Source organism: Paraburkholderia strydomiana (genome assembly GCF_031456815.1).
GTDB lineage: Bacteria > Pseudomonadota > Gammaproteobacteria > Burkholderiales > Burkholderiaceae > Paraburkholderia > Paraburkholderia caledonica.
Genome location: NZ_JAVDVL010000027.1, coordinates 1 through 16,218, shown reverse-complemented (window position 1 = coordinate 16,218; position 16,218 = coordinate 1). Strand labels below are relative to the sequence as shown.

Below are 16,218 nucleotides of genomic sequence, written 5' to 3'. Positions count from 1 at the left end.
CATTCCAGAACATCAGCCCTGCACGACGTCCTGACGCTGCTTGCCGAGGCCTTCGATGCCGAGCGTGACCACATCGCCTGACTTCAGATAGACAGGCGGCTTCTGCCCCAGCCCGACGCCCGGCGGCGTACCCGTCGAAATAATGTCGCCCGGTTGCAGCGACATGAACTTCGAAAGGTAGGCCACCAGATAGCGCACGCCATACACCATCGTGGCGGTGCTCCCGTTCTGGTAACGGTACCCGTTCACCTCGAGCCAGAGCCGCAACGCCTGAGGGTCGGGCACCTCGTCCGCGCTCACGAGCCACGGGCCGGTCGGACCAAATGTATCGGCCGATTTGCCTTTCGTCCACTGCCCCTGGCGTTCGGCCTGAAACGCGCGCTCGGACACGTCGTTGATCACGCAGTAGCCGGCGACGTGGTCCATTGCGTCGCGCTCCCTCACATATTTTGCTGTCTTGCCGATGACGACGCCCAGCTCGACTTCCCAATCCGTTTTCAGAGCATCGCGCGGAATCTCTATCGTGTCATCGGGGCCGACGATCGCGCTCGTCGCTTTCATGAAGATGATGGGTTCCGGCGGCACAGTCGCGCCGGTCTCCGCGGCATGGTCCGAGTAATTGAGACCAATGCAGATGAATTTGCCCGTCCCGCCGACGCATGGTCCGAGGCGGACATTGCCTTCCACCCGCGGCAACGACGCAAGATCGAGCGCCTTCAGACGAGCAAGGCTATCGGGCAGCAGAACGTCGCCGGCGATGTCGGGTACATAGCCCGAGAGGTCACGCATATTTCCATCGGCATCGAGCACGCCGGGCTTTTCCTTGCCGGGTGCACCGTAGCGTAGCAGCTTCATAGATGTGCTCGCATCAATAGGTGGCGCGTCCGCCGGACAGGTCGAACACCGCGCCGGTGGTGAACGAATTCTCTTCGCTTGCGAGCCAGGCGATCATCGCGGCCGCTTCGCCGAGTTCGAGAAAACGGCCGCGCGGGATCTTGCCAAGCATGTAGCGGATATGTTCCGGCGACTGCTCCATCGCGCCGGGCGTGCGGGCCACGGCCGGCGTGACGCAGTTGACCGCGATGTCGTGGCTCGCCAGTTCCTTACCGAGCGACTTGGTCATGGCGATGACGGCAGCCTTGGCCGAACTGTAGGCCGCTGCATTCGGATTGCCCTCCTTGCCCGCCACCGAGGCAAGATTGACGATGCGGCCGTAGTTCTGGCCGATCATGCCCGGCACGACCGCACGGCAGCAATGAAAGGTGCCGTTCACGTCGATGTCGATCACCTGCTTCCAGGCGTCCAGCGGATAGTCGATGAGGGCAGCATTGGGGCCGACGACGGCCGCGTTATTGATCAGGATGTCGATGCGTCCGGCCGCTTTCAGCGTTCCTGCGACGGCCGCCTGCACGCTCGCGTAGTCGACGATGTCGGTCTGCTCGAAGTGAACGTCGTGCTCGCCGAGGCCGGCACGGGCCTGTTCCATGCCGGAAGAATTGATGTCCCAGATCACGAGCCGCGCGCCGGAGGCGAGCAGCCGGCGGCCGACCTCGAGGCCGATACCTTGTGCTCCGCCAGTTACCACGGCGACGCGGTCCTTCATGTTGATCGCATTAGTCTGCAAGATGATGTCCTCGGAAAACTGTTCGGTTGCGAAACGCGCCTAAGCGCCAGCCGCGACCGTCTGCCCCGCAACGGGCCGCCAGCGCAGCAGATGGTCTTCGATCATCGACACCGCGGTATCGAGAACGAGGGCAAAGACGGTCAGCACCAGAATGCCGGCGATAACCGAGTTGATGTCGAACACGCCTTCGGCCAGCAGGATCAGGTAACCCACTCCCTTCTCCGAACCCAGGTACTCTCCCACCACGCTGCCTACGAAGGCGATGCCGATCGCGTTATGCAGGCTTGAAAATACCCAACTGGTCGCGGAAGGCAGGTAGACGTGCCGCATCAGCTGACGCGAACTCGCACCCAGCATGCGACTATTGGACAACACGGTTGGGCTCACCTCGCGGACGCCCTGGAAGACGTTGAAGAACACGACGAAGAAAACCAGCGTCACACCGAGCGCCACCTTGGACCAGATGCCGAGGCCGAACCAGAGCGCGAAGATCGGCGCGAAGATCAGTCGCGGCATCGAATTCATGGCCTTGATGAACGGATCGAACACGACTGCAAGGAACGGGTTCAGCGCGAGCCACAGGCCGCATGCCAGGCCGGACACCGTGCCGATCGCGAACGCCAGCATCGTTTCGAGCAGCGTGGTGTACAGATGGCGAAACACCGAGCCCGTCACGAACCATTCGACGATACGACGGGCGACGCCTAACGGATCGCCGAAGAAGAATGGCGACAGCCATTTCTGACTGGTACCGAGCCACCACAGAAACAGAACGCCGAACAGAATCGCGAGCCGGGTCAGCAACACTGTGAACCGGTTGGTCGGTTTAAATTCGATTGTGCGCATAGCTTTTCAGAACCTCCCCTCGAAGCACGTCCCAGATCTGGGAGTGCAGTTGCAGGAAACGCTGCGTCATACGGATTTCCGACATCTCGCGCGGACGTTCGAGATCGATGTCGAACTCAGCGATAGGCCGCGTCGCGGGCCCAGCCGACAGGACGATCACACGGTCCGACAAAGAAATGGCCTCTTCGAGATCGTGAGTCACGAACATCACGGATTTGCGGTCGAACGACCACAACTGAAGCAGTTCGTTCTCCATCAGATGCCGGGTCTGAATGTCCAACGCGCTGAACGGCTCGTCCATCAGGATGATGCGGGGGTTGAGCGCCAGCGCCTGCGCCAGACTCGCACGCTTGCGCATGCCGCCCGACATCTGATGCGGGTATTTCTTGCCATGGCCGTGCAGACCTACTCGCTCAAGCCAGTCGCGCGCGACAGCCAACGCCTCTTCTCGCGGGGTGCCGTGGAAGATCAAGCCCATCGCGATGTTTTCCTCGGCCGTTTTCCATGGCATCAGCGCGTCGACTTGGAACAGATAGGCGGCCTGCCGGTTCAGGCCGTTGGCTAGCTTCTCGCCAAACACGCTAAGCGTCCCCGACGAGGGCCGTGTCAGTCCCGCGGCCACGTTAAGCAGCGTGGACTTGCCGCAACCCGTCGGTCCGACGATAGAGACGAACTCTCCATCGCCAATCGTCAGGTTGCCGCCTGAAATGGCGGTGTAGGTCTGTGCGTTCTTGCCGTTGCCGGCAAAGGTGCACGTCACGTTGTCGAAGCAAAGCGCTTCGCGCACTCTGGTCTCGCTGCTCGCGAGCGGGACACTGCAGGTCGCGGTGCTCATGGCTGGATCTCCGCTGCCTTCCTGACGAACCGGTTGTCGTAGGTCGAGGAGAGGTCGATGTGGGCCGAAGCCACTGTCGGGTCGAAAGCCGCCAGCACGTCACGCACGGTTTGTGCGCCCTTGGGGGTGATCTCTCCATTCTGCGCGATACACCGGCGGCTGTTCGTGAACGCCTCGGCGTAGAGCGCCTTGTTGTCCGTCAGAAACTCGGGGGGCACATTGTCCGCGACCTGTTGCGGGGTCGCTTTCGCGATCCACTTCTCCGCACGCACAATCGCATTGGCTACGGCCTGCACGGTCTTTGGATTCCTGTTTACGAAGTCCTGCGTCGCGAACAGGCTTGACTCGGGATAATCCGAGCCGAACACCTTGACGTTGCCGTCGGCCGTGCGCATGTTTTCGAGCGGCTTCAAACTGCCGTCCTTTGTGAGGACCGTGGCGCTCGGGTCGTTGACGATCAGCGCATCGATCTGGCCGGCCCGCACAGCCGCGACCGCCCCGGCCGCCTGCCCCACGCCGATGATCGACACGTCCGAAGGCTGCAGCCCTGCCTTGTGAAGAATGTAGTTGACCGCCATGTGCGTGCTCGAACCTGGTGCGCTCACGCCGATCCGCATGCCTTTGAGATCTCTCGCCGACTTCACCTCGCCCTCGCGCTTTTGCGACACACCGAAGATCCAGCCCGGACAGATGACCTGCGCCGCCACCACGACCAGATGCTGGCCCTTGGTTGCCATCGTGATGGTGTTCGAATAGGCGCCCGCAACCATGTCGGAGCTGCCGCCCAGCAAGGCCTCAAGCGTCTTCGAGCCGCCCGAGAAAGCGGCGATGGTGACGTCTAGCCCTTCGTCCTTGAAGTAGCCACGCTGCCTCGCGACAAGCATGGGCAGATAGGTGATGCCCACCGAGGCCGCGGCTATGTGCAACTCAGGCTTTTCGGGGACATCCTTGGCCACGGCCGTGACGGAACCACAGGCAAGCCCGATCGCTGCGCACAGCGAAATGGCGAGTTTCAGCTTCATGATTGTCTCCTCCCTTTGTGGGATTTTCTGGTGCGGCAAACTTCGGAACCGGAATCGGAGTCCTCGTCCCCGTCACTGCTGCGATGCCGGGCGCGGTCCGCGCGATGCGACCCTCGCTAGGCTGGCTGCTTGCGCAGCATCTCGACCACCGCATCGCCCATGTCACGCGTGCCGACACTGCGCGTGCCTTCCTGGTAGATGTCAGCCGTACGGTAGCCGGCGGCCAGCACCGCGCGCACGGCCCGTTCGACACGGCTCGCGGCGTCTTCCATTTCGAAGCTTTCGCGCAGCATCATCGCCAGCGACAGGATGGCGGCGAGCGGATTGGCCATGTCCTTGCCGGCGATGTCCGGAGCTGAGCCGTGCACCGGCTCGTACAGACCTTTGCGGCCTAAGCCGAGCGAAGCGGAAGGCAACATGCCGATCGAGCCGGTCAGCATGGCTGCCGCATCCGAAAGAATGTCGCCGAACAGGTTGCCGGTGACGATTACGTCGAACTGTTTCGGCCGACGCATCAGCATCATCGCGGCGGCGTCCACGAACAGATGACTCAATTCGACGTCCGGATAATCGCGGCCGACACGTGTGACCACCTCGCGCCACACCTGGCTTGCCTCCAACACGTTGGCCTTGTCCACAGAGCACAGTTTGCGGTGACGGCGGCGTGCGGCCTTGAATGCAGCGTGCGCAACGCGCTCGACCTCGGACTCCGCGTAACGCATTGTGTTAAAGCCCACGCGCTCGCCTGCCGGGTTGGTCTCGAACCCGCGCGGCTCGCCAAAATAGGCGTCGCCGTTCAACTCGCGCACGATGACGAGATCCAGCCCGTCGACCACTTCCGGCCGCAAGGTCGACGCGCCAATCAGTTCCGGGAACATGTAGGCCGGACGGAAGTTGGCGTAAAGCGTCAGCGCCTGACGCAACTGCAGCAGTCCGGTCCCCGGACGGCGGTCGCGGGGAATCCCGGCTTCGTCGGCGACGCCGACAGCGCCAAACAGGATCGCGTCGGCCTTACGCGCCAGCTCGAGGGTCGGCTCGGGCAGCGGCACGCCGTGCGCCTGCAGGCCCGCCTCGCCGATGGCCGCCTCCTGGGTCTCGGCCTGGGGCGCCACGACCCGCAGCACCTTGAGAGCCTGAGCCAGTACTTCCGGACCGATACCATCGCCTGGCATGACTGCAATCTTCATCTGAACATCTCCTTGTGTGATCGGGAAAAGCGCTTAACAGGTTTCCGGGCGATTGCGCTCGAAGGCATCGATCCGATCCTGGTGCGACAGGGTGTAGTCGATTTCATCCATGCCGCGCAGCAGACATTCTTTGGCGAACGGCTCCATGTGGAACGCATGCACCGCGCCGTCGGGCAAGGTCACGGTCTGCGCGGGCAGATCGACGGCGATGCGACTGCCGGGGCTGGCCAGCAAGGTGTCCAGCAGCGGCAGCACCACGGCCTCCGGCAACACGATCGGTAGCAGCCCGTTCTTGAGACAGTTGATGAAAAAGATGTCGCCGAAGCTCGGCGCAATCGCCGCGCGAATGCCGTAGTCGTATAGCGCCCATACCGCATGCTCGCGCGACGATCCACATCCGAAGTTGTGGTTCGCGACGACTATGCGCGAGTCGCGGTAAGCCGCCCGGTTGAGCACGAAGTCGGGCTGCTCAATGTCATCCGGACCAAAGCGCAGCGACCGGAATAGAAACTTGCCGAAATCGTCGGACCGGGGTTTTTGCAGGAAGCGAGCCGGCAGAATCTGGTCGGTATCGCAGTTGATCGCAACGACCGGCGCGGCCACCGCGTCGACGTGAGTCAGGCTTTCCATGCTCATGCTCCCAGCAGACGGCGCACGTCGGTCAGACGTCCCGTCACCGCGGCGGCCGCCGCCATGGCCGGGCTCATCAGATGCGTGCGAACGCCGGGCCCCTGGCGGCCTATGAAATTGCGATTTGACGTGGACGCGCAGCGCTGTCCTGGCGCGGCCGTGTCGCCGTTGGTCGCGAGGCACATCGAGCAGCCAGGAAAGCGCCATTCGAACCCGGCCTGGAGGAACACGCGATCGAGCCCTTCTGCTTCGGCCTGTGCGCGAACCTCGTGCGAGCCCGGCACGACCCAGGCCTCGACGCCGGGTGCGATGCGCCGGCCGCGCGCGACTTCGGCGGCGCTGCGCATATCTTCAATGCGGCCATTGGTGCACGAGCCGATGAATACCCTGTCGATCGCCACGCCGTCGAGCGCTTCGTCCGGCTTCAATCCCATGTAGTCGAGCGCACGCGACATCGCGGCGCGAAGATCAGGGTCGGCCTCGCGGGCCGGATCGGGCACGAGAGCGTCGATGCCGCAGGCGTACTCGGGCGTCGTGCCCCAGGTCACCATAGGCGCGATTGCAGCCACGTCGATATGCACTTCGCGGTCGAACCTTGCACCTTCGTCGGTGGTCAACGTGCGCCAGTGCGTGATTGACTGCTCCCACTGCTCGCCCGTAGGGGCGTATGGCCGCCCGGCCAGATACGCGAAAGTGGTTTCATCGGGAGCGATCATGCCGGCGCGCGCGCCGGCTTCGATGGTCATGTTGCATAGGGTTAGCCGGCCTTCCATCGACAAAGCCGCGATCGCAGAGCCGGCGTATTCGATCACATGGCCTGCCGCGCCGGCCACGCCGATTCGTGCAATCACGGCGAGGATCAGATCTTTTGCGCTGACGCCCGCGCCTGGAATGCCGTCCAGCGTGACGCGCATGTTTCTCGATTTGCGCTGCCACAGACATTGCGTGGCGAGCACGTGGGCGACTTCGGTGGCGCCGATACCGAACGCGAGCGCACCGGCTGCGCCGTGCGTCGAAGTGTGGCTGTCTGCGCAGACGATGGTCATGCCTGGCAGGCTCAGGCCCTGCTCCGGCCCGACCACATGGACGATGCCGCGCCGCCGGTCTTCCATGCCGAAAAGCGTGATGCGCGACTCCGCCGAATCTCTTTGCAGCGCCTCGATCATCGCTCGCCGCTCGGGATCGCGCACCGCTGCAAGATCGTTTGCCGCGCTGGATACGTAATGATCAGCGGTGCCGAAAATGCGCCCGGGCGAACGCGGCTTGAGCCCTCGCTCACGTAGCAGGTCGAACGACTGTGCGGTGACGTCGTGAATGAAATGCCGGTCGATGAACAACAGATCCTGTCCGTCGTCGCGCGACATGACCCGGTGACCGTCCCAGATCTTGTCATAGAGAGTACGCGGGCCGGCCGCGCCCTGGTCGAGTTGCATCGCTTCGTCTCGCTCCATCAATGTGTCGGCCGCAGCAACCGCAGCCATGCGGTTCGCAGCCGATCGGTGTGCAACCATCATGCACGAGGCGAGCGAGCTTGTTCGTGGTCTTTTGGAAAGGCACCATCGCCGATCGCGATGACGAACTCACCCGGAGATCGAGGCTGCCCCGCGCGCCAATAGCGCGAAGGATCGCCGTGTGCTGTCCGATCCGCATCAATGCGAGGTCGTTCGCATCGAGCGGAATGTGCGACGGTTCGTACGTGTAGTTGGTGATGTGTTCGCGCAGCAGCGTGATAACCCGAGCAAAAGGGAAGCCTTCGAGTTCATGCGCGGCTTGGCGTCCGCGCCCCACCGAAATTTTTAGCGCTGCCGCCGAGCGATGCGTGGAATAAATCCCGGAACCGCGTGTTCACACAGATAGCCATGCCTGGATTTGCGTGATCCGGGCTAAGCACGACAACCACAACGAATGCATCATGGGGTATTTATGGGTTTCTTTCGGCGCACAACAATCCGGTTGCAACTTGTCATGGGCTTTGGCGCAACGCTCGCGACACTGATCGCACTTGCCGTGGTCGCCATCTTCCAAGTTCAAAGCATTCGAATGCGGCTCGATGACATCATCGACGTAAACGGAGTGAAAGAACGTTATGCGATCAATTTCCGCGGGAGCGTCCACGACCGGTCCATTGCGTTGCGCGACGTGCTGCTCGTCGACAGCAAGGAGCTTCCTTCAGTAGTCGAGCACATCAGGCAACTCGCAAACGATTACGAGCGCTCGGATGAGCCGCTTAGCCAGCTCTTCGCCAACAATCGCGACATCCTGCCCGCGGAGCGGCAGATTTTCAGTCGAATCGATTCGGCGCGTGACCGCACGCTGCCGCTCATCGAGGACGTCATTTCGCGTCAGCGCGCCGGCGACACCGAAGGGGCACGCGGCATTCTGCTTCGCGACGCACGGCCTGCATTCGTTGAATGGCTCGCGGCGATCAATCAGCTAATCGACCTTGAGCAGGCTCGCAGCGAGCAGGAGGGAGCCGAGGCGCGTCAGACCAGCAAGGATTTCCGGCTGTTTCTCGGATGCTTGACGCTAGTTGCTTGCGCATTGAGTGTCATTGTGGCGTGGCTCGTGGTGCGCAACATCGACCGCTCGATGGGAGCGGACCCGCGCGACGTGATCGCGTTCGCAGACGCAATCCGGCAGGGCAACCTGTCTCGCGAGGTGGTGCTGCGCGAGCGCGACACGTCGAGCGTGATGGCGACCGTAGCCCGGATGCGCGACACGCTGGCAAGCATCGTCGCGGACGTGCGTCAAGCGGCGCAAGGCGTGAGCGTCGCTACGCGCGAAATGGCCCAAGGCAACGACGACCTCGGCGCGCGCACCGGCCGGCAGGCGAGCGCGCTCGAACAGGCGACCACTGCACTCAGCGAATTCGACACGAGCGTTGCGGCAAACGCGAGCAACGCGATGCACGCCGACACGCTTGCCAAGCAGGCCTCGGCTACCGCGGGCGAAGGCGGGGCGGCCGTGGACCGGCTGGTCGATGCAATGCGAGGCATTAGCGCCTCGTCAAACCGAATCGGTGAAATTCTGGCGGTGATCGATTCGATCGCGTTTCAGACCAATATCCTGGCGTTGAACGCCGCCGTCGAAGCTGCGCGCGCGGGCAACAATGGACGTGGCTTCGCGGTGGTCGCGAGCGAAGTGCGCACGCTCGCGCAACGAAGCGCCGACGCCGCGAAAGAGGTGAAGACGCTTATCGAGGAAAGCGAAAAACGCGTCAAGGAAGGCTCGCAGCAGGTGCATGCGGCTGGCGACACGATATCGAAAGTCATCTCGTCGTCGGTGAACGTCACCACCATCATGAGCGACATTAACGAAGCTTGCCGGGCGCAGACGCGGCAGATCGGCGACGTGCGCGACATGATCGTTCACCTGGAACAGGCCACGCAACAGAACGTCGCGCTAGCTGAACAGTCTGGCGCCACCGCGAGTTCCTTGCAGGAACAGGCCGATGTGCTTCTTGCAGCGGTCGATATCTTCAAGCTCAACAATGAGGATCATCACGCCTTCCCCGCACACGCGAAACGCCGGAGCCGCTACGTCACGGTGTCGCCGCTGTCGGCCTGAGGCTGATCATGACCATGCACAGCGTAGCCGCGCCGCCGTTATTGCCGGGACTCGCCGCCGACTCGTATCTCGACGCGTTCGTCGAGAGCATGCCCGACATGGTGTGGGTGAAAGACGTCTCAGGGGTGTTTCTCAAGATCAATTCGGCGGTCGAGCGCTTTTTCGGCGTGCCGCGTGAGCAGATCATCGGCAAGACCGATTTCGATTTCGTCGATTTAGAGCTCGCGGAACATTTCCGCGCCAGAGACCTTGCCGCGATGCAGGCGGATGCGGCGCAGGTCAATCAGGAATGGCTCACCTTTGCGGGCGAAACAGAACCCCGGCTCTTCGAAACGAAGAAAAGCTTGATGCGCGATGCACAGGGCACGGTACTCGGCGTACTCGGAGTCGCACGTGACATTACCGAGCATAACGCGGTGAAGACAACGCAGGAAACGCTCAATCGTGCATTGATGCTGATCGGCAAGTGCAACCACGCGATGATGCACGCGACGGACGAACGCGCGCTGCTCTTTCGCATCTGTCAGCTTGCGGTGGAGGTGGGCGGTTATCGCGTGGCCTGCGTCGGCCTTGCAGAAGCCAATGCCGGCAAGTCCGTTTCGATTGCCGCGTGGTCACAAAATGGCGAGGCGTTCAGCAGGAAGATCCATGTGAGCTGGGCCGAAGATGAGACGAACTCGGGCACGATCGGCCGTGCCATTCGAAGCGGCGCCACCGTGATCAACCGCGATTACCGGAGCAATCCGGCCATGTTGCCATGGCGGGCGCTCGCAGAAGAATACGGCCTGCGTTCGTCGATTGCGGTGCCTCTCAAGCAGAACGGCGCGGTATTTGGTGCACTGATGATTTGCTCCGAGAATCTCGACGCGTTCGGCACGAAGGAGCAACTGCTGCTTGAAGAAATGGCTGCAGACCTTGCATTCGGCGTACAGACGCAACGCACGCGCGCCGAGCACGACGCCGCCAAGCGCCAACTGGAATTCAATGCTCACCACGATGCACTGACGGGCACACCAAATCGCGTTGTCATGCGCGAGAACTTTTCGTTGGTGGCAGGCATGGCCCGGAATTCGGGGGCATCGGTGGCCGTGCTCCTGCTCGACCTGGATAACTTCAAGTTCGTGAATGACAACCTCGGGCATGAGCAAGGCGACCGGCTGCTGATCGAGGTTACTCGCAAGCTCAGAAGCCGTGTTCGCGGCAACGGTACCGTGTATCGCTATGGAGGCGACGAATTTGTAGTGCTGCTGCATCCGGTATGCGACCTGCCGCTGCTGGATCGCTACATGAGAAAGCTGATCGATTCGTTCGGCGCCCCGATTACCGTTGGCGACGGCGTGATCGACATCACAGTCAGCGCGGGCGTGAGTCTCTTTCCCGCACACGCAGGTGAACTCACCGATCTTTTGCGCTTCGCCGATACTGCCTTGCAGAAGTCAAAGCGCAGCGGCAAGAATACCTTCCACGTATTCGACGAAACGATGCAGTCGGCGGAACGGCAGCTTGTCGAACTGCGGTCGCAACTGCGCACGGCAATCCGTAACGACGAGCTGGTGCTGCACTTCCAGCCGAAGATCGATGTGGCGAGCGGCCGCGTAACGAGTGGGGAAGCATTGGTGCGCTGGCAGCATCCCGAACGGCGGTTGCTGGGCCCGGCGGCCTTCGTTCCTCTCGCGGAAAGCACCGGCATCATCGTGCAGATCGGTGACTGGGTGATCAACGAGGCATGCCGTCAACTCGCGGTGTGGCTGAAGCGGGGTCTCCCGTTGCAGTCGATTTCGGTGAATGTGTCTGCCTTGCAGGTGCGGCGAGGAAATCTTCTGGGTACTGTGGCAAACGCGCTTCGGCGGTGGCAGGTGCCGGCCGGGTTCATCGAACTGGAATTGACGGAAAGCATCTTTCTCGACGATTTGGATCACGTGACGGTTCTGCTCACCGAACTGCGCCGCCTAGGCGTCAAAATCTCGATTGACGATTTCGGAACCGGCTATTCCAGCCTCACTTATCTGAAGACACTGCGCGTCGATCGCCTGAAGGTAGATCAGTCGTTCACCAGTGATCTGGTTTTGAATCCGAATGCGCTAGCGATCGTGAAAACAATCGTGCAACTCGGACGCAACCTGGACTTGTCTATTACAGCAGAAGGCGTTGAAAACGCACAGCAGTTGGGCATTCTGCGAGAGCTTGGTTGCGAAGAGGCGCAAGGCTACCTGTTCAGCCGTCCCGTCGACGCGCCATCATTCGAAGCCTTTTGCCTCGCGAACGTGGCAGCTTTGTCCGCGTGGAAATAGTCAGTGATTTTGGCCCCGCGCCGGTTCATTGCGGCTGACTCGTCGTCAGGGGACCGCAAACACCACCTTGCCCGCCTGCGATCGGAATTAGCCTGCGTAGTCCTGAAAAAAGCCAACGCCGCTAACCGGCGTTGGCCCGAGACCTAGACACACACCGGGCAAGGATCAACCCACCTGGCGACACTAATTACAGCAGCCGATCTTAATTCTTTAGGTCTGACGAAGACGAGGATACCAACGCTGTTCCATAGTCAGCCGTGCCCCTCGCAGCTTCGCTTCGCGCCCCCGGCACGTCGTCACGGCTTTGCAATTGTCCCTGACGGTTCCCGTTGCCGCCTCTCCGGGGCACTTTCGCCGGTCACGTCCTCGAAGTACGGAAAGCCTAAACCGAATCTCCGGCCTACTGAGGCGTTTGGCCATGCTGTCCCCGGTCTCCCCGGCGGCCGAGGCGGCGTAATAAGCGCGTTTGGTGCCGGGCATCCCCACTCTCGCTTTCAACGGTTTAACAGAAAGCTATTTTTGGCTTTCTTCTCTCAGCGGTGTCACACGAATGCCGTTAAGCGGTCACATATCCACCCCACAACTGAGGTTTATTACAATGAAAATCCGCACCCTCCTCGCTACCACCCTTTTCGCATTGGCCTTTCTCCTAGCCGTTATCGGCGTGGCGGGCATCTATGGCATTCATTCGACTAACGATGCCCTCGCAAGCGCGTCGGAAAACGTGCCTACCGTGATGGCCGTACTCGCGCAACAGGAAGACATCGCGCGGGCACGCTTGCAACTGGACCGCGTGACGGCGGGCCAGGCCGTGGCGAGCGCCACGACTCTCGCGTCCGCCACCGCATTGATTAGCGAGTCCGACCGCGCATGGACAAGCTACACGGCTTTTCCGGCCGGTGACGACGAGAAGCGTCTTGCCGCAGACGTCGCGCACGCCCGCGATAACTTGTTGAACAAAGGCATCGAACCGTTGATGAGCGCTCTGAAGTCGTCGGACACGCAATCGTCGAGCGCGCTTGCCTACGTGACGCTTCCAAAGCTCTATGCGACGTTCAGCGATGCAACCGCAAAACTGTCCCAGTTCCAGGCCGAAGACTCCGCGAGGCTCGTGCAGGAGGGCATCGCCCGGGAGCAGAAGACGATGCTGCTCACCATCTCTGTTACGCTCCTGGGGGTGCTATGCGCGGTCGCGTCCTGGGTGATTCTGCGCAACGCGATTTCCAAGCCGCTGGCTGCGGCAACGGAACATTTTGGCGCGATTGAAGCCGGGAACCTCACCAGCCAGATCGTGATTGCACGCGACGACGAACTCGGTGGATTACTGCGCAGTCTCGCGAGAATGCAGGGAAGTTTGCGCGACACCGTGATGACCATTCGCACGGGCGTCGATCACGTAGCCGATGCGGCCGATGAAATCGCCTCCGGCAATGGCGATCTGTCAAAACGCACCGAAGAGCAGGCCGCTTCGCTTGAGGAAACAGCGGCCAGCATGGAAGAACTGACCGCGACGGTGAAACAGACGGCAGACAACACGCGTGAAGCGAGCAATCTCGCCAGGGTGGTCAGCGATGCTGCCGGCGGCAGTGCCGATGCTGTCAAACGGCTTGCGGACACCATGAGCGAACTGAGGCTTGGGTCGAGCGAGATCGCAGAGATTACCGCGATCATCGAGGGCATCGCGTTCCAGACCAATATTCTCGCGCTCAACGCGGCGGTCGAGGCCGCGCGGGCCGGCGAACAGGGGCGTGGGTTCGCTGTCGTGGCGACTGAAGTTCGCGCGCTCGCACAGCGTTCCGGCAAGGCGGCGAAGGAGATCAAGGATCTGATCGGCGCATCGGTGGCTCGCGTCGAGGAGGGCGCGACGCAAGCCGTCGATGCGGCCGGGCGGATGGATCACATGCTGGTGGCGATCGATCGCGTCGCCGTGTTGCTCGGTCAAATTGCGTCGGCCTCGCAGGAGCAGGCGCGCGGCATCGAGCAGGTTAATACAGCCGTCTCCCACATGGACGAAGTGACACAGCAGAATGCGGCCCTCGTTGAAGAGGCCGCCGCCGCGTCTGAATCGATGACGGAGCAGGCGTCAAGAATACGCGGCGTGGTGGCCGGTTTTAAGGTCCACGCAGCAGCCTAGCGTCGATTAGCTTTGACGACTTCACCGGCCCGATTTGAAAGGTCTGGCCGGCACCTGATCGGGTGATCGGGCGTGCCTTTACTCGTGTCTTTCGCCGCCGTTGCTATCTCAGCGGACGAAGAAGTCTGAACCACGCATTGGGTGGGCTTACATGCGACGTCTAAGGGCACCGGTGCCTTTAGATGTCGCGTCGGTCATAGGGGATTAGGCGTCATCGGCACGACGGCTCGCCTGCCGCCTGTCAGCGGGCTCCAGCGCAACACGCAGTTGTTCAATCGTAAAGGGCTTACGCAGCGCCGACCATTCGAAGCCGAGCGCCTCGTCCTCCGGGACAGCCTTTCCCGAAGCGAAGATAATCCTGAGCTCCGGGCGGATGGCAGACGCGCGTCGCGCCAGTTCGGTGCCTGACATGTCAGGCATGACGACGTCAGTGAACAGGACGTCAAAGTCATCCCCGTCAAGCGTGTTCAGTGCCTGTGCCGCGCTTGCTGCGGGGTGCGGACGCATCCCGATCAGCATCAGCAGTTCGCACGTCGCGTCAAGCGATGCGACGTCGTCATCCACGACCAGGATGTGCAGTCCGTCCCCGTCTCCGGCTGACACGTGCGCGTCGCCGGGGCGGGCGCCGCCTGGACCGCTTTGTCCCGCTCGTGCATCGCTGTTGCCGAGCACCTGCCGCACCTTGGAGGCGAGCTGCTCGCGGCTGTATGGCTTGCTCAGCAGTTCCACCCCCGGGTCCAGTCGCCCGCCATGCACGATGGCGTTCTGCGTGTAGCCCGATGTAAAAAGGACCTTCAGCCCCGGCAATATCCGGACGGCCCTTCGAGCCATTTCCGGACTGCGCAGCACGCCTGGCATCACTACGTCTGTGAACAGAAGATCGATGTGCACGCCGCTCGCCACGATGGCCAGCGCCTGATCGGCGTTGTTGGCCCTAAGCACCGCGTAGCCGAGGCCGGAGAGTAGTTCGACGACGGTCGACTGGACCTTCAGATCATCCTCGACGACGAGAATTGTCTCGTTGCCGTGCTTCAGTCGATCGGGCGGCGCAGGCCTGGTGTCAACCGCCACGCCAGTGGAACGGGGCAGATAGATCCTGACGGTCGTTCCCTCACCGATCTCGCTGTACAGACGGATGTGGCCACCGCTTTGCTTGACAAAGCCGTAGGCCATGCTCAGACCTAGCCCGGTGCCCTGACCCTCCGGCTTGGTGGTGAAGAACGGGTCAAACGCACGCTCCATCACCTCTGGGGTCATGCCGGCTCCGGTGTCCGTCACAGCCAGCATCACATACTGCCCAGCTGCGACGTCCGGAAATGCCAGCACATATTCGTCGTCGAGCGTCGCATTTGATAGCTCAAGCGTGAGCTTGCCGCCGGCAGGCATGGCGTCGCGCGCATTGATTGCCAGATTCAGGATCACGTTTTCCAGTTGATGCGGATCGACGGTGGTATTCCACAGGCCCCCGGCAACGACTGATTCGATCTCGATCGTCTCACCCATCGCCGGTCGCAGGAGGTCGTCAAGTGTGCGAAGCTGACGTGCGGGATTGATGACAACCGGGGCGAGAGGTTGCTGGCGACCGAAGGCAAGCAGCTGGGATGCGAGCTTTGCACCGCGGTCAACCGCGTCGATCGCGTTACCCACCCGCTCGGCGCTCCAGTGGTCGCGGCCATGCCGGCTTTCAAGCAATTCCAGGTTGCCTCTCAGTACCTGAAGGACATTGTTAAAGTCGTGCGCCACCCCACCGGTCAGTTTCCCGAGCGCTTCCATCTTCTGTGCCTGGAACAGTTCGCCCTGCGTTTTCTCAAGAAGCTCGCCCGCGCGTCGTCGCTCGGTAATGTCCCGTGTGATCTTTGCGAATCCGACCAGCTCGCCGTCCTCGTAGATGGCGTCGATGACCACGTGCGCGAAGAAGCGGCTGCCGTCGCGCCGCACCCGCCAGCCCTCGGCCTCAAAACGCCCCTCGCGCCTCGCTGTCTCGAGTCCCCTGAAAGGGACACCAGCGCCCACGTCCTCGAGGGTGTAAAAGCGCGAAAAGTGCGAGCCGATGATCTCGCCCTCGGTATATCCCTTGATTCG

At 61.9% G+C, this 16,218-nt stretch carries 12 protein-coding genes; 3 read left to right on the top strand and 9 right to left on the bottom strand.

Features of this window, described 5'->3' with window-relative positions:
• Nucleotides 1-12: 12 nt before the first annotated feature.
• From J2W46_RS33565 to leuC, 8 genes are all read right to left on the bottom strand, one after another.
• A complete protein-coding gene (locus tag J2W46_RS33565) occupies nt 13-855 on the bottom strand; it encodes a fumarylacetoacetate hydrolase family protein (RefSeq protein ID WP_310360197.1) in 843 nt (280 codons plus the stop codon).
• 13 nt (nt 856-868) lie between these two features.
• Nucleotides 869-1,624, bottom strand: a complete 756-nt coding sequence (locus J2W46_RS33560) for an SDR family NAD(P)-dependent oxidoreductase (RefSeq protein WP_310360196.1) — start codon at nt 1,622-1,624, stop codon at nt 869-871.
• Nucleotides 1,625-1,663: 39 nt separating this feature from the next.
• Entirely contained in the window at nt 1,664-2,470 is an 807-nt protein-coding gene (locus tag J2W46_RS33555) for an ABC transporter permease (protein ID WP_310360193.1), read from the bottom strand.
• Nucleotides 2,451-3,305 carry an ABC transporter ATP-binding protein gene (locus J2W46_RS33550; RefSeq protein WP_110406153.1) on the bottom strand — a complete coding sequence of 285 codons (855 nt, stop codon included), beginning with the start codon at nt 3,303-3,305 and terminating at the stop codon, nt 2,451-2,453. Before J2W46_RS33550 ends, J2W46_RS33555 begins: the two co-directional genes overlap by 20 nt.
• Nucleotides 3,302-4,327 carry an ABC transporter substrate-binding protein gene (locus tag J2W46_RS33545; protein ID WP_110406154.1) on the bottom strand — a complete coding sequence of 342 codons (1,026 nt, stop codon included), beginning with the start codon at nt 4,325-4,327 and terminating at the stop codon, nt 3,302-3,304. The genes J2W46_RS33550 and J2W46_RS33545 overlap by 4 nt, the downstream gene beginning before the upstream one ends.
• A gap of 116 nt (nt 4,328-4,443) precedes the next feature.
• A complete protein-coding gene (gene leuB / locus J2W46_RS33540) occupies nt 4,444-5,514 on the bottom strand; it encodes a 3-isopropylmalate dehydrogenase (RefSeq protein ID WP_310360184.1) in 1,071 nt (356 codons plus the stop codon).
• A 33-nt stretch (nt 5,515-5,547) separates the two neighbouring features.
• Nucleotides 5,548-6,144, bottom strand: a complete 597-nt coding sequence (gene leuD, locus J2W46_RS33535; RefSeq protein ID WP_310360181.1) for a 3-isopropylmalate dehydratase small subunit — start codon at nt 6,142-6,144, stop codon at nt 5,548-5,550.
• Between the two features lie 2 nt (nt 6,145-6,146).
• Nucleotides 6,147-7,577 (bottom strand): 3-isopropylmalate dehydratase large subunit, encoded by a 1,431-nt coding sequence (leuC, locus tag J2W46_RS33530; RefSeq protein ID WP_310360222.1) that lies wholly within the window; start codon nt 7,575-7,577, stop codon nt 6,147-6,149.
• A 472-nt stretch (nt 7,578-8,049) separates the two neighbouring features.
• Here leuC and J2W46_RS33525 point away from each other — a divergent pair, with 472 nt between their 5' ends.
• From J2W46_RS33525 to J2W46_RS33515, 3 genes are all read left to right on the top strand, one after another.
• Complete coding sequence (locus J2W46_RS33525; protein ID WP_310360179.1) at nt 8,050-9,711, top strand: methyl-accepting chemotaxis protein; 1,662 nt, start codon at nt 8,050-8,052, stop codon at nt 9,709-9,711.
• A gap of 8 nt (nt 9,712-9,719) precedes the next feature.
• Nucleotides 9,720-12,002: a sensor domain-containing protein gene (locus J2W46_RS33520; protein ID WP_310360177.1), complete on the top strand. Its 2,283-nt coding sequence runs from the start codon at nt 9,720-9,722 to the stop codon at nt 12,000-12,002.
• Nucleotides 12,003-12,600: 598 nt separating this feature from the next.
• Entirely contained in the window at nt 12,601-14,136 is a 1,536-nt protein-coding gene (locus J2W46_RS33515; protein ID WP_310360175.1) for a methyl-accepting chemotaxis protein, read from the top strand.
• Between the two features lie 204 nt (nt 14,137-14,340).
• Here J2W46_RS33515 and J2W46_RS33510 read toward each other — a convergent pair.
• A partial coding sequence (locus J2W46_RS33510) for a response regulator (protein ID WP_310360174.1) occupies nt 14,341-16,218 on the bottom strand: 1,878 nt, incomplete at its 5' end.

Excerpts from the sequence above, each read along its gene's own strand:
- J2W46_RS33565 (WP_310360197.1), bottom strand. The coding sequence starts at position 855 with ATGAAGCTGCTACGCTACGGTGCACCCGGCAAGGAAAAGCCCGGCGTG.
- J2W46_RS33555 (WP_310360193.1), bottom strand. The coding sequence starts at position 2,470 with ATGCGCACAATCGAATTTAAACCGACCAACCGGTTCACAGTGTTGCTG.
- J2W46_RS33550 (WP_110406153.1), bottom strand. The coding sequence starts at position 3,305 with ATGAGCACCGCGACCTGCAGTGTCCCGCTCGCGAGCAGCGAGACCAGA.
- J2W46_RS33545 (WP_110406154.1), bottom strand. The coding sequence starts at position 4,327 with ATGAAGCTGAAACTCGCCATTTCGCTGTGCGCAGCGATCGGGCTTGCC.
- leuB (WP_310360184.1), bottom strand. The coding sequence starts at position 5,514 with ATGAAGATTGCAGTCATGCCAGGCGATGGTATCGGTCCGGAAGTACTG.
- leuD (WP_310360181.1), bottom strand. The coding sequence starts at position 6,144 with ATGGAAAGCCTGACTCACGTCGACGCGGTGGCCGCGCCGGTCGTTGCG.
- leuC (WP_310360222.1), bottom strand. The coding sequence starts at position 7,577 with ATGCAACTCGACCAGGGCGCGGCCGGCCCGCGTACTCTCTATGACAAG.
- J2W46_RS33525 (WP_310360179.1), top strand. The coding sequence starts at position 8,050 with ATGCATCATGGGGTATTTATGGGTTTCTTTCGGCGCACAACAATCCGG.
- J2W46_RS33520 (WP_310360177.1), top strand. The coding sequence starts at position 9,720 with ATGACCATGCACAGCGTAGCCGCGCCGCCGTTATTGCCGGGACTCGCC.
- J2W46_RS33515 (WP_310360175.1), top strand. The coding sequence starts at position 12,601 with ATGAAAATCCGCACCCTCCTCGCTACCACCCTTTTCGCATTGGCCTTT.